The 12,789-nt window shown below is 43.0% G+C and carries 13 protein-coding genes; 6 read left to right on the plus strand and 7 right to left on the minus strand.

Features of this window, described 5'->3' with window-relative positions:
- Positions 1-71: 71 nt before the first annotated feature.
- Complete coding sequence (locus tag MHB56_RS07885; protein ID WP_076129681.1) at positions 72-527, minus strand: DUF523 domain-containing protein; 456 nt, start codon at positions 525-527, stop codon at positions 72-74.
- A gap of 156 nt (positions 528-683) precedes the next feature.
- Here MHB56_RS07885 and MHB56_RS07890 point away from each other — a divergent pair, with 156 nt between their 5' ends.
- Entirely contained in the window at positions 684-1,352 is a 669-nt protein-coding gene (locus MHB56_RS07890) for an SOS response-associated peptidase (protein WP_076129680.1), read from the plus strand.
- A gap of 113 nt (positions 1,353-1,465) precedes the next feature.
- Here the strand turns inward: MHB56_RS07890 and MHB56_RS07895 are convergent, their stop codons facing one another.
- From MHB56_RS07895 to MHB56_RS07905, 3 genes are all read right to left on the minus strand, one after another.
- Complete coding sequence (locus MHB56_RS07895) at positions 1,466-2,524, minus strand: glycosyltransferase family 4 protein (RefSeq protein ID WP_254849017.1); 1,059 nt, start codon at positions 2,522-2,524, stop codon at positions 1,466-1,468.
- A gap of 64 nt (positions 2,525-2,588) precedes the next feature.
- Positions 2,589-3,797, minus strand: coding sequence for a glycosyltransferase family 2 protein (locus MHB56_RS07900; RefSeq protein ID WP_076185497.1), 1,209 nt, complete (start codon positions 3,795-3,797; stop codon positions 2,589-2,591).
- 158 nt (positions 3,798-3,955) lie between these two features.
- The gene (locus MHB56_RS07905; protein WP_076129677.1) at positions 3,956-4,330 is read right to left on the minus strand and encodes a hypothetical protein; all 375 of its coding nucleotides are present in this window, start codon (positions 4,328-4,330) and stop codon (positions 3,956-3,958) included.
- 271 nt (positions 4,331-4,601) lie between these two features.
- Here MHB56_RS07905 and MHB56_RS07910 point away from each other — a divergent pair, with 271 nt between their 5' ends.
- The gene (locus MHB56_RS07910) at positions 4,602-5,045 is read left to right on the plus strand and encodes a carboxymuconolactone decarboxylase family protein (protein WP_076179371.1); all 444 of its coding nucleotides are present in this window, start codon (positions 4,602-4,604) and stop codon (positions 5,043-5,045) included.
- 175 nt (positions 5,046-5,220) lie between these two features.
- On the opposite strand, the gene MHB56_RS07915 is transcribed toward MHB56_RS07910, so the two are convergent.
- On the minus strand, positions 5,221-5,673 hold the full coding sequence (locus MHB56_RS07915) for a MarR family winged helix-turn-helix transcriptional regulator (protein WP_076105880.1): 453 nt from the start codon (positions 5,671-5,673) through the stop codon (positions 5,221-5,223).
- 128 nt (positions 5,674-5,801) lie between these two features.
- Here MHB56_RS07915 and MHB56_RS07920 point away from each other — a divergent pair, with 128 nt between their 5' ends.
- The 3 genes from MHB56_RS07920 to MHB56_RS07930 are packed head-to-tail and all read left to right on the plus strand — an operon-like array spanning position 5,802 to position 7,387.
- Positions 5,802-6,248 carry a GNAT family N-acetyltransferase gene (locus tag MHB56_RS07920; protein WP_280753808.1) on the plus strand — a complete coding sequence of 149 codons (447 nt, stop codon included), beginning with the start codon at positions 5,802-5,804 and terminating at the stop codon, positions 6,246-6,248.
- A complete protein-coding gene (locus MHB56_RS07925; protein ID WP_076307225.1) occupies positions 6,245-6,889 on the plus strand; it encodes a YczE/YyaS/YitT family protein in 645 nt (214 codons plus the stop codon). Before MHB56_RS07920 ends, MHB56_RS07925 begins: the two co-directional genes overlap by 4 nt.
- 42 nt (positions 6,890-6,931) lie before the next feature.
- Positions 6,932-7,387 carry a GNAT family N-acetyltransferase gene (locus MHB56_RS07930; RefSeq protein WP_036677596.1) on the plus strand — a complete coding sequence of 152 codons (456 nt, stop codon included), beginning with the start codon at positions 6,932-6,934 and terminating at the stop codon, positions 7,385-7,387.
- A gap of 196 nt (positions 7,388-7,583) precedes the next feature.
- On the opposite strand, the gene cymR is transcribed toward MHB56_RS07930, so the two are convergent.
- A complete protein-coding gene (cymR, locus tag MHB56_RS07935; protein WP_036677599.1) occupies positions 7,584-8,003 on the minus strand; it encodes a cysteine metabolism transcriptional regulator CymR in 420 nt (139 codons plus the stop codon).
- A 294-nt stretch (positions 8,004-8,297) separates the two neighbouring features.
- On the opposite strand from cymR, the gene mnmA reads away from it, so the two are divergent.
- Positions 8,298-9,419 (plus strand): tRNA 2-thiouridine(34) synthase MnmA, encoded by a 1,122-nt coding sequence (gene mnmA / locus MHB56_RS07940; RefSeq protein WP_076129704.1) that lies wholly within the window; start codon positions 8,298-8,300, stop codon positions 9,417-9,419.
- Positions 9,420-9,786: 367 nt separating this feature from the next.
- On the opposite strand, the gene MHB56_RS07945 is transcribed toward mnmA, so the two are convergent.
- The gene (locus MHB56_RS07945; protein WP_341144361.1) at positions 9,787-12,771 is read right to left on the minus strand and encodes a glycoside hydrolase family 48 protein; all 2,985 of its coding nucleotides are present in this window, start codon (positions 12,769-12,771) and stop codon (positions 9,787-9,789) included.
- Between the last annotated feature and the right edge of the window lie 18 nt (positions 12,772-12,789).

Here is a 12,789-nt window from a genome sequence, read left to right on the forward strand (position 1 = left end):
ATTATACCGCGCGAGAAGTTAGTTTTCCACAAACTAAAGAACACAATATTGTAATCAATTCCCTATATAGGCTAGGATAATGACAGCCAATTCTCTTCAGAGGTAACTTCTATGCCGTTTTTTCTAAGTAAAGCCGCAGTCACGCCGTTGCCAGCGATCTTCTTCCCTTTGAACTCTCCGTTATAAATCATGGTGCTGCCGCAAGAAGGACTGTTTTCCTTGAGGACTACCATCGTGGCTGAAACCTCTTGAGCTTTTTCAAGCGTAATATAGGCCCCTTTTAAATATAGTTCTGTTACATCTGTTCCCGACCGGTCCACTACTTTTGCCGTTCCTGCAAGCACATCCTCACCATCCCCGCCGACAATTTCAGCTGGCTCTCTAGGCGTAGAGAATCCCCCTAATAATTCCGGACACACAGCAATAGCCTGATTCTCATTCAAAAGCTTCTGAATTTTCTCATCCAAACAATCCGTACCATTATATCTTACCTTCATGCCAGCTAAACAAGAGCTTACCAAAATCACCTATATGCACCGCTTTCTTCATTCATTGTGCTTCGTTTATAATAAGATACAACCCTCAACAGCCGTTCAAGCTAAGAAATATTTCGAGCATAACATGCTGATTACAAGCTGTAAACAAATCTAGCCTCAAAAACGACCGAATGGGAAGTGTATAAAATGTGCGGACGATATACAATAACAGTCACCATGGAAGAGCTAATGGTCAGATATTTTGCCAATGATTCTACCATTATCCACTATGCTCCAACATATAACGCAGCACCCATGCAGCAAATTCCGGCAGTCATTAACACAGGGTCCAGCAATAAACTTGGGGAACTGCGCTGGGGTCTGGTTCCTTCTTGGGCCAAAGATGATAAAATCGGCAGTAAAATGATCAATGCCCGGGCAGAGTCACTCCTTGAGAAGCCTTCTTTCAAGCGATTAGTAAGCTCCCGCCGCTGCATCATCCCTTCTGATGGTTTCTATGAATGGAAGGCACAGGGCAGCAGTAAACAGCCCATGCGAATCGTGATGCGCGATGGGGGTATTTTTTCAATGGCCGGATTGTATGATATTTGGATGGACCCTGAAGGTAATAAATTAAGTACCTGCACGATTATAACGACTACCCCTAATGAACTTATGGCTGAAATCCATAACCGTATGCCAGTTATTTTGAAGCCTGAGGATGAGCCTGAATGGCTAAGCCGGAGCAATCAGGACGCAACTTCGTTAATAAAGCTTCTTAAACCCTATGATCAGCATCAAATGAGAGCCTATCCGGTTTCCACAGCAGTGGGAAATGTCCGGAATAATACGAAGGAATTAATCAATGAGATATAGAAAACAATATTATTCAAATGGTAGGAATGATTGTCACCCTTTTATTGACACTAATTCTGACCTCGTTGTTAGTCCATGAAAAAACATCTTAACCCTGCAGATTAACCGCAGAGTTAAGACCAGCGCCGCTCAATTTGAATTCTACGTCCCATCAATTGATGATACATCTGTAGAAATCTGTCTGCATACAGCTCGGAGGACAGGTTAGTCCGGATATGCCATTCTCCATTCATCCTGATTCTGGCCCGCAGTGCCGGATCATCCATTAAGGATAGAGCAGCATTCACAGCTTCATCCAGCTGCCCTCTCGTGTATATTTTTCCAGTGTGATTGTTAATGACAAGTCTTCGAACGCCGTCTGAATCTGTAGTAAGTACAGGACAACGGCACAACATCGCCTCAGCAACCGCGTATCCAAATCCTTCCAAAATCGAGGTCGAAAGGAGCAAACCTCCCGAATCACCAATAATGCTCATATAATCTGCCATTTGCTCATGAGGAATATTGGAATACGAAATTAACCGTGAAGAAATCCCTGTCTCAGCTACAAATTGATCAAAGCTTTCTTTTTGCTCTGGATCAAACAACGTATCATCCTGAAAAATCCATAAATAAAGTTCGGGATGGATCGTCAGCAGCCTTTGCCCGATTTGCAGAAATTCCCGCCAATTCTTATTCGTTTGAATGCGTCCTACCCAACCGAGGATAGGGAAACTTTTCGCGGGATAATTGGTATATCCAAACTGATCGCAATCGATCGGATCATCAAAACAATATTGTGGAATGGTTGGAAATCCGCCTTTGAAAAGCGCCTGCAAATGGGTTGTTTCCGGATACAGCAGTGCATCGGTGAGCCTGTAAATGCGCTCTGTAAAATTATTAACGACCTGCTCAGCTTCATCTAAGGTACCTAAACCCTGCACTTCAAAAACAAGCGGCCCTTTATACCCAAACCCTCGAATCCGCTCTGCTAAGTTAATATCCGTACACACTACAATTAAGTCAAAAGCTTCACGAGCAAGCATTGCCCTGATCTCGTCATCACTATTGGTAATATGCGTTTGAATGTTACGGATATTCTGCTGTCCTTTTCCATGGTGTGTATACAGTAAATGGCACTCTACACCGCGAGCATATAACGCTTGGCAGCGAACTCGGTTCAGAGTTTGCATACCTCCACTCGGGTTATAAAAAGTGAACAAAATCTTCATCATGATCACTCATTCGCAAGTTATTTTAGGTAAAAGAGGTCTTCAACAAATCATACAAATCTGCGCTGCGAAACAGCTCATTATAATAGTGGCTTTTGGTCGAGGGGACATGTCTGTGTCGAAATCCAATCAAGCTATGATCATCCGTGTAGTAGTTGGAAATCGTATCCCCACCCGTAGTAATCAAAGCTTCCAGCATGTACTCAATATCGAGCGCTCCTATAAAAACCTTTGGACCTAAAACTATCGTAAATGGGGTGGATAGCTGCTCAATAGCACTGCAAATCGCGTGTGACTCCACAGCCCCAGGCAGCCAAGCGAACGCTGTCGCTGGATGAGGTATGGTTTCCAATAGAGCTGATGGCTGACGTGTAGTTGATAAATCCAGCACCCGGCATTCATAATTGCTATACGTTTGTTCGTACAGATTCTCTATCCTCGTTATTTCATCCGCACAAGCATTCACTACAGGATATAAAACGGTAATCATCGCCGGAATCCCTCTGCGAAACCGCGCCTGATGGCGGGTCAAATGATAGGCATATCTCCATCTACGATGATTTTCAACCGAATGTAACTGGGCAGATACACTAAAGGTAGAATCTACACGATAATTCACCAGTTCCACCGGTATAAAGCGAATCTCACAATGTTCAGCCAGTCTCAGCCAGTAATCATAATCTTCCACCGGTTCCATTCCATAAGCTCCAACAAGCTTCGCAATCTGTGTTTTGTACATAAAAGATACGCCAATGAGCGAATAATCCAGCAATCGTTCTTTGGGCTGTGACTGATAATTACGCTGCGTAGCCAATTGATGTTCGTTGTGAAGAAACTTTCCCTCGTTATCGATGCTTTGAAAAGAACTGAACACGATGCCTAACTCCTGTGGACCTCTAACTAGCGCCCCCCGAAGGATTTCGAGGAAACGGGGTTCATAAACATTGTCGCTGGAAACCCAACTCAAATATTGAATACTAGGCTCACTAAACAAAAGATCAAAGCCAGTATTCAGTGCATGTGCTATACCCCTGTTCTGTGCGTAAGAAATAACCGTTACCCTCGGATCTTCGACAATAATGGATCTCACGAGCGGTTCCATATCTGGTGCTCCATCGATCACAACAACCAGCCGAAAATTGGTAAAAGATTGGTGTAGAACAGACTGCAGAGCTTGCCGCAGAAACTCCGGCTTTTGGGTATACACAGGCATAACTACTCCTACATCCGCCATGATTTTTACCTCTCTCTACATTGGAGTATAAAATCAGTATATTTTGATTCCTCTCATATGATTGTGTGAATGCCCCTAAAATACTTTATTGCGCCTAAAAAAGCAGCAATCGCCCTATTTCTTTCAGCGACTGCTGCTTAATGGTCTAAACGTTACTATTATATAGGGATAGATAATGCCGTAATCTGCGTCAATTCAGATTGAAGCACTCGCTGATCAGTAACTAGATTTCCGAACTCGTCCAGCCCATACACGGAGGTAACTACTTCTGCCAAAGGAAAAGGACTACTAATTTGTACCTCGTAAGCCAAATTGCCCCCAATGAAAAACTCTCTAATATCAGAACTCTTTGCAGGAACGTAATACCCTGTGACATAAAGCGGAGTAAGAGCTGGCATCGAATATGGAACACCAAAAACTTCGACGATCATCATTGCACTCGCATTACTTGTGTTACGAACACTGACTACTACATTACTTGCTGCAGTACCAGTTGCTCTTGTATTTGTAATAAGACCTGTTGTATAAGGCATTTCCTCACTCCTCCTCTTGGTTTCTATCAACTTATTCACCAGGAAGCCGATAGTTGTGAGGCAAGAGGAAGGGGAAACTCGTGGAATAACAGCCAATTAGACAGGTGGAAGATTATATTGATATCATTTCCGTTCCGCTTTGAGGATATGTCGACGGGTGATTTCTGCCTTCTTATAAACAAAAATAAGTACAAATGTTCGCATATAAAGAATAATAGTGTTAAAATAAAGTTATACTATTCCTAAACTAAAGCCTAAGGAGTCTTGCCTAATGAGTCAAAGAGTTGCTTACAATGAAGTTGCACCTGAGGGTATGAAAATCATGATGGATATGGAGATGTACACCAAAAAATCTACGATTAATCGGACTACAAGAGAACTTATCAAAATCAGAGTTTCTCAAATTAACGGATGTGCTTTCTGCATAGATATGCATACATCCGAAGCTCGTAAAATGGGTGAAACCGAACAACGAATTTATTGTTTAAATGTTTGGGAGGAATGTACTTTTTATACACCTGAAGAGAAGGTTGCTCTAGAACTAGCTGAGCATATTACGCTAATCCCTTCCAAAAGAGTTCCGGATGAGCTATATAAACAAGTACGTGAACATTACGATGAGAAACAATATGTTGATCTTGTGCTGATTATTAATCAAATCAACAGTTGGAACAGAATTTCTATTGCAATGGGAAATACCCCCGCAGCACAATAATTAACATTAATTAACCTTAATGAACACTTTAGGGTGTTCTTTTTTTTTTCGCTCCGTACGTTCCACGGCTCCGTTGATATATGAATCATCTCATTAAAATGCCCTGCCAGTATATCACTAGCAAGGCATTTTTTTATGCAATCGTGTTGGGTTAGTTCAATAACAATTGCTGATTTTAGTACTCTCTTTTATTTCCCTTCTTTACGTATTCCCACTCAACCTCAACATTTTTCCTAACTCTTTGCAAAAGTTGAAACAAGACTTCCGTTTCTTTTTCAGATAATCCTGCTAACGCAACCAAGTCGGTATGGTCCCCTTCTCTCTTCAGAAAAGAGTAGGCTTGTTTACCTTTTTCAGTTGTGAATAACCTTTTTATTTTTTTGTTTGTTTCATCGTCTTTCTTTTCAATAAAACCTTGGATTTCAAGCTTCTGAATCGCACGCGCTGCTGTTGTTCGGTCCACCTTTATCATTTCCGACAGCTTTTCTTGAATAATGCCCGGATTCTCATATATCCGGACCAGATATAAATACTGCCCCTTTGTAAGCTCTAATTCCTTGAACTCTATATTACTTATGGAATCTAATGCCCTCGCTATCATTCCAACTTCACGAAGGATCTCTTTCATTCAATCACCTACCAGTTCCAATAATGTTGTATTTACAACAATATTGATTGTATATATACTTATAATTGTCGTTAATTCATTATGACGTTTTTCCTAAAAAAAACAAATACAGAATGGAGTAAGCAAGAATGAATCTTAAAAGAATTACACTAATCGAGGAACTTGAAGCTGCATTTTCAATCAGAAAAAAAGTATTTGTTGAGGAACAAGGCGTTCCCCTTAATGATGAATTTGATGAATTCGATACACTGAATGGAGAATGTGAACATGTCCTGGCCTATTATGATGGGCAACCAGTTGCCACAGGAAGGATCCGCGTTCTTGATGGTATAGGTAAGTTAGAGCGTATTTGCATCCTAGAACCTTATCGTAAATTTGGAATTGGGAAAAAAATTATTTCTGCATTAGAAGAGATCGTGGTGGAAAAGGGGCATCAAATGGTTAAATTGCACGGGCAAACTCAGGCGGAGGGCTTCTATAAAAAACTTGGTTATCGGGCTTCATCTACTGAATTTATGGAGGATGGCATCCCTCATCTTTTAATGACTAAAGATCTTTCTGCTTCAAAAGAATGAAGAAGTTTAGTGTAACTACGTTTTCCATTTTCACTTGCGGGATTTTCATCTTAACCCTAGGCGTTTCACTAACAATAATCTCTGACCTTGGAGCGTCACCTTTTGATGCACTTTTAGTGGGTCTATCCAAAAATGTCGGTCTTACAGTAGGCAGTTGGGAAGTGCTGATCGCATGCCTATTGATTGGATGTAATTCATGTTTATCCAAGCAAAGACCGGAATTATTAGGGCTGGTAACTGCATTCATAGCAGGCTTAGGTATTGATATGTGGCTTTTTTTGTTTAACCATCTGATCGAGCCTAATCTGTGGATCAGTAAAATTGCTTTTTATGGTTTAGGCTTAATCGCAATTGGATTAGGTACATCCATTTATTTATACGCAAATTTCGCACCGATTCCAGTGGACCGGCTAACATTAGTACTGCAAACGATAACTAGGCTTAGTATACTATTTACTAGAACAATCATTTATCTTGTTTTCTTATTTGCCGCCATTATTTTCAATGGGCCTATTGGGATTGGCACTCTACTTACCATTTGTTTAGGCGGCTTAATTCTTAATTACTTTATGCCACTTACACAGAAAGCCTTGGACCGATTGCTACAACATACAACAGCGAACTCCGCTAAAGAAACTTAATATATACAACAAACCATAATCTTATCATTGGGAGTGAATAATATGGAGATTAGAATCGATAACTTAACCGGAACCGAAATCATAGCATTAATCAGTGAACATCTTCAGAGCATGTTTGAGCAATCTCCGCCAGAGAGTGTACATGCGTTGAATTTAGATAAATTAAAAACACCAGAAATCACCTTCTGGAGTGCCTGGGAGCAGGGCGAACTCTTAGGTTGCGGTGCTCTTAAAGACTTGGGAAGCCATCATGGTGAAATCAAATCCATGCGTACTTCTACCAAGCATCTTAGGAAGGGCATTGCATCTAAGATGCTTGCCCATATTATTAAAGAAGCTAAGCAACAAGGCTATCGGCGGCTGAGCTTGGAAACCGGATCCACTGAAGGGTTCGAAGCAGCTAGAAAACTATATGAACAATATGGGTTTGAATACTGTAGTCCGTTTGCAGATTACATTGAAGACCCCTATAGTGTTTTTATGACGAAAGAATTATAAGTACTATGGAGGTGCTAACTTGACTTCTAATCAATGGATACCGATTCTCGCAACGTTTATCGGAGCCTTTTGCTGCTGGATTGCGCTCCTTAATAAACGTAAGAACAAATAGAATCACAGATAATAAAAGATAAAAAAAGACTCCCAAATGGGAGCCTAAAGGTTGACACATTTTTTTGGAATGTATTTCCAAATCTTAAATGTAAAACATGTAATTGTCAGCCAAACTCTCTTCTTTGTAGTTAATCAAATCATAAAGTGTTGTGGAATCCAGCACATCGGCAATACTGTCGCGAATACGCAACCATAAATCCCGTTTCGCTGCATCGTCCTCTTCCGTGAAGTCTACAGGAGAGATAGGGCCCTCCAGCACACGGATGATATCACCGGCAGTGATAGCATTCGCCTCACGCGACAAAATGTATCCGCCATATGCTCCACGAATACTTTTTACAAGTCCTGCATTGCGCAGAGGAGCAATTAGTTGCTCCAGATAATGCTCGGAAAGACCATTTTTCTCAGCGATACTCTTAAGTGAAGTTGGTCCTTCACCAAATTTCAGTGCAAGCTCCATCATAATTGTTAGTCCGTAACGACCTTTGGTTGATATTTTCAAAGGGGCACCTCTTTCAGTTTAATGTCTGATTATTGTATACTATTGATTCGGCAAGTCATTTGGATTGTCATATCAAGGTATTCCGATAATTACTCTCAGTTTATGTTATCATATCCGAAGTCACAAATGAAATGGAAAACAAAACATTTTACGAGAATGTTCACCCCAGGTGGACATTTTGTTGTTTCCAGTCTCTTATTTCAGAGGTTTAGAGTAGACAGGTATGTTATAATACATTTTGAGCCGGGTGTTCCATGAATGACCGGTATTTTGGGTACAGAAATGGTGATTACGATGACAAAAGCAAAACAAGACACCCGTGTCGTCGTCGGCATGTCCGGAGGGGTCGATTCCTCCGTCACGGCGCTTCTGCTCAAGCAGCAGGGCTATGACGTCATCGGCATCTTCATGAAGAACTGGGACGATACCGACGAATTCGGAGTATGTACGGCCGAAAGCGATGCAGAGGATGTTCGCCGCGTATGCGAGCAGATTGATATTCCTTACTATACCGTTAATTTCGAGAAGGAATACTTTGATAAGGTATTTTCTTATTTTCTCGATGAATATAAGGCCGGCCGGACGCCAAATCCTGACGTCATGTGCAACCGCGAGATTAAGTTTGGAGAATTTTTGAACAAAGCTCTTCAGCTTGGTGCCGATTATGTCGCAACTGGACATTACGCACGTGTTATAGAAGAAGATGGTGTGTACAAGCTGCTCCGCGGCGTAGACAACAATAAGGATCAAACCTATTTCCTGAATGCACTGGGGCAACATCAACTCTCTAAAACAATGTTCCCTATTGGACATCTGCCGAAACCTGAAGTGCGGAGAATTGCTGAAGAAGCAGGACTTTACACTGCCAAGAAAAAAGATAGCACAGGCGTCTGCTTTATCGGCGAGCGCAACTTCCGCGAATTCCTCAGCCAATATCTCCCGGCACAAGCTGGCGATATGGTTGACATAGTAACTGGAGAGATCAAAGGCCGCCACGACGGACTTATGTATTACACGTTAGGCCAACGCCAAGGCCTTGGTATTGGTGGCTCTGGCAACGGCGAACCGTGGTTTGTAGCTGAAAAAGATCTTAGCCGCAACATTCTTTATGTAGTACAAGGAGACAAGCACCACAGCCTGTACTCCACTAGCCTGATTGCTTCCGGTGTTAACTGGATTGACGGTCAAGCGCTTGGGCAAGAGCCGCTAAAATGCACCGCCAAATTCCGGTATCGCCAGCCAGATCAAGGCGTGACCCTTACAGCGCGTGAAGATGGAACGATTAATGTAGCCTTTGATGTTCCACAAAAAGCGATCACACCTGGTCAAGCTGTTGTCTTCTATCTCGGGGAGCAATGTCTCGGCGGCGGAACGATAGAATACGCGGAGAAGGTTGTTCCTTCAGCACAAGTGTGAATGTAAACCAAACTTCTATAAAAGCTTGATCTACAAGTAATCGTAGTAACTCACAATATCTAACTAGCATACCAAAGCACGAAATAGTTGTATTTAATACAGCAATTTCGTGCGTTTTTATTTCTTTTTGGGTTTTAGTTGCACATTGTACAGTTAAACTGAGCTTATATCTCAATAAGTATCCATATACTGATAAATAGTTGTATGAAGTGCAATTAAATTACGTTGGCGCGGCTAGAGCCTATTTTAGTTGTAGGAAATACAATTAAAATGGACATGAAGCCACAATTAGTCGAAGTGCAGTCGCTAACCAGCCAATAACAAAAAAAGCCCCAGCCAAATGGCTAGGGCTTCCCTCATTTAGACTTTAAGGCTCAAGTCCCCATGCTAGAGCACCATTCAAGTACAACGGCACATGATTCCATTCCGTGTACGATGTTTTGGTAGGGTCATAAGAGTAGTCTCCAACCTCGTTGTAATTACTCCAGTCCGTTTTGTTGACCCGGATCTGGATATCACCCGTGTTGGCTCCCGGTGCAAGACTGCCTGCACCTGCGCCGAAGGAGATTTCTAAATAATAATCCGCTCCAGTTTTGGCAGGGTCTACCTTCACGAATGTTCCCTGTATATTACTTCCACCAATGTTAGCATAGTCAACATTAAATTGTTGAGGTTTATCGCCATCAATCGTGTAATAATACCGCAGCTTTACATCGCTAAGCGCTACAGCCGTATCCCCATTGTTAACAATTTGCAGCTGCGGGCGGAACTGATTATCTCCCGGATTGGTATCACTTGTCCGGTACTTCACCACCAAATCTCCTTGTGCCGGAATCGGTACATCCATAGGCTTGGCGTGAACCTCAGGCGAATTCGGGCTCTCTCCAACCACGTTGGAAGCACTAACTACATAGTAATAATCCGTACCGTTAACCACGGAAGTGTCACTGTAAGTAGCTTGAGTGACAACAGCCACATCGCTGTAAGGGCCACCAGTTGTTGCAGCTCTTTTCACAGTATAGCTTGTAGCTCCAGTTACGTTGTTCCAACTAAGATCTACAACTTGGTTACCAGCGACCGCACTTGGTTTGGAAGGTGCTTTTGGAGCTACTGGCTCCGTAGGCACGCTGCTGTTGATCAATCGATCGTATTCTGCATAAGCAGTTGCCATATCTACTTGCGACCAGAAGCGATGGTAGGTAAATTCAGGGGCTCCATTGTCCCAAGTTTTAGTCACTTTATTAAAAGAAGTATTGTATTTGTCCAGCAGATATTGCCACTTAGAGTCATTTACGATATTTGGACGGATATCGGTATAGCTTGCATATACCCCATTTCCGCCTTTAGCAGGATCGGAAGGCACTGTTGATGTACCAGGGATTGTATTTCCTTGGCCGAATGTACCTGTCCAGCCGCTTGGGAAATAGACTTCTTTAGTGAAATAGCGAGAATAATCTGCACGGCTTTCGGTAGTTGCAATACCAATTCCATCGTTATAACCCCATGCCGTGTCTAACAAAGATTTAGCCAGTACCTGAGCTTCTCCTCCCAGAGTACTGTAGCTGCCATGTTCAGCTTTGGTGCCAGCCGCATAGAAGGTAAGTGCCTTAATATAGCTGCCCAGTACACCTGTATCTTGGCTTGGACTCTTAGTTACGGCTTTCAGGTTACTGTTTGCGGCAGAACCACTGAAGCCATTCCAAGTATTAGGTTGTCCTGTCCATTCCACATTACCTGGAATCCAGAATTCTCCTGGTGCAGAGACTGTAGCCACTTGTGGATTGGCGCCTCCAAGAATTCGATTTCCTTGGCTGTTCAGATAGTAACCTTCAGCATCCGTAACTGGACGTTTGTTGGCAAAGGCATAATCTTTAGACCAATCTACCCAATTTTCTATAACTTGTTTTGCCATTTGGAAATTTTCAGATGTAGTGTCTCCGTTAGAAGCGAGGATATAGTACAGCTCTGCTACCCGCTCCACACTCCATGCCTGCATTCCGAACCAGTTATTGGATGGAGGATCGTGGTAGACTGGAGCTTCGTCATAGGCCATGCCATAAAAAGTACTGGTTCCAGCTGGATAAGCCTTGTAAGCGCCTTGATAACTATTGGTCGCTCCACCGGCAATTGCCCCTTCAGAGGACTGCAGCCAAGTATAAAATTCCAATTGACGTTTCAGAGAATTTTCCCAATCCTGCCCAGCTGTAGCTGATGACGGAATCAGACCACCATCCGAATCAGAAAGTGCGTAGGCAGCCACGACATTCTGATACCCTTGGTGGGCATGGCTCGCACCGATTCTCCAAGCCCAGTTTCCTGTTGCTCCAAGTCCACCGCCCCATGCGGTATACCAAGCCAGAAGATATTGATTGGAATCTTTGCCAGTCCCGGCATCAGGGGTGCCGTCAGTAGCTGCACTTCCTACTTTTTGGAAGTATTTATCATACATACCGTACCGCAGGAAATCGCCCATTTTCTTAGCTTTATTCAAATACACTGTATTGTTGTAGCCGAGCTCTTTAGCCCAGTACATTGCTTGTACTGCCCGTGCATCGGCATCTGTAGCATTTGTGTAACGCCATTGAGCGGAAGGCACGTTAGCTTCTTTTGTGAACAGACTCATGAAGCCTTCGTTTGCTTTTCCGAACGTTTTGTCATCTTGAGACGGGTGAGGGACCGCCTCCCAAACGGACTCTTGTTCACCCCGTTGGAATGTATTCACATAAGCGGCTGTATGCGTAGGATTCAGCAAGTTGCCGAAGCCGTACCAGTTGTCCACGTCTACCAGCCAGTGCATCAAGTAGGTCTGGTTGTTGCCATACGTCGCCTTCAATTCAGCATCTAGCGGATCTTTACCTGCTGTATACTGGCCACCTAGCTGACTTGGATACTGATCCGGCTGAGCATGCTCCGCTGCATACGTAGCCGGGCTGTTCGGATTGTAATAACTCATGGTTGGCTGCTCTTCCTTGCCATCACCTTCGTTAATAGGGATGATATACTTCTCCATGTTGTCCCAAGCGGATTCCAGCTTAGTCCAGTCCCCTGTGTGATAACCATAGAGTACCTCAAGCCACATCCAATAACTGTAAGCTTCTGAGGTCGTCATATGTCCGTAATCAGGGGCTTCACTCATCAAGGTCTCTACCGCATGATAAGGTACTCCTTCGGCAGAGAAATAACCATTTGCGGGGTCTTTTAGCTGCGCATATAATTGCAGAAATCGCGTCTGCTCCGTAGTTGAAGCGTGAGCAGTCTGAGGTCTAAAATTAAATAGACCGGTCATGAGTGAGAGAAACAGGACTGTGGCCATTATTACAGAAACAGGCTTCTTTATTAAGCTCAATTTCATCATCTTAGGCAAGCTCCC

This window comes from Paenibacillus sp. FSL H8-0315 (assembly GCF_038005365.1).
In the GTDB taxonomy this organism is placed as follows: Bacteria; Bacillota; Bacilli; order Paenibacillales; family Paenibacillaceae; genus Paenibacillus_AQ; species Paenibacillus_AQ odorifer.

Excerpts from the sequence above, each read along its gene's own strand:
- MHB56_RS07890 (WP_076129680.1), top strand. The coding sequence starts at position 684 with ATGTGCGGACGATATACAATAACAGTCACCATGGAAGAGCTAATGGTC.
- MHB56_RS07895 (WP_254849017.1), bottom strand. The coding sequence starts at position 2,524 with ATGCAAACTCTGAACCGAGTTCGCTGCCAAGCGTTATATGCTCGCGGT.
- MHB56_RS07900 (WP_076185497.1), bottom strand. The coding sequence starts at position 3,797 with ATGGCGGATGTAGGAGTAGTTATGCCTGTGTATACCCAAAAGCCGGAG.
- MHB56_RS07905 (WP_076129677.1), bottom strand. The coding sequence starts at position 4,330 with ATGCCTTATACAACAGGTCTTATTACAAATACAAGAGCAACTGGTACT.
- MHB56_RS07910 (WP_076179371.1), top strand. The coding sequence starts at position 4,602 with ATGAGTCAAAGAGTTGCTTACAATGAAGTTGCACCTGAGGGTATGAAA.
- MHB56_RS07915 (WP_076105880.1), bottom strand. The coding sequence starts at position 5,673 with ATGAAAGAGATCCTTCGTGAAGTTGGAATGATAGCGAGGGCATTAGAT.
- MHB56_RS07920 (WP_280753808.1), top strand. The coding sequence starts at position 5,802 with ATGAATCTTAAAAGAATTACACTAATCGAGGAACTTGAAGCTGCATTT.
- MHB56_RS07925 (WP_076307225.1), top strand. The coding sequence starts at position 6,245 with ATGAAGAAGTTTAGTGTAACTACGTTTTCCATTTTCACTTGCGGGATT.
- MHB56_RS07930 (WP_036677596.1), top strand. The coding sequence starts at position 6,932 with ATGGAGATTAGAATCGATAACTTAACCGGAACCGAAATCATAGCATTA.
- mnmA (WP_076129704.1), top strand. The coding sequence starts at position 8,298 with ATGACAAAAGCAAAACAAGACACCCGTGTCGTCGTCGGCATGTCCGGA.
- MHB56_RS07945 (WP_341144361.1), bottom strand. The coding sequence starts at position 12,771 with ATGAAATTGAGCTTAATAAAGAAGCCTGTTTCTGTAATAATGGCCACA.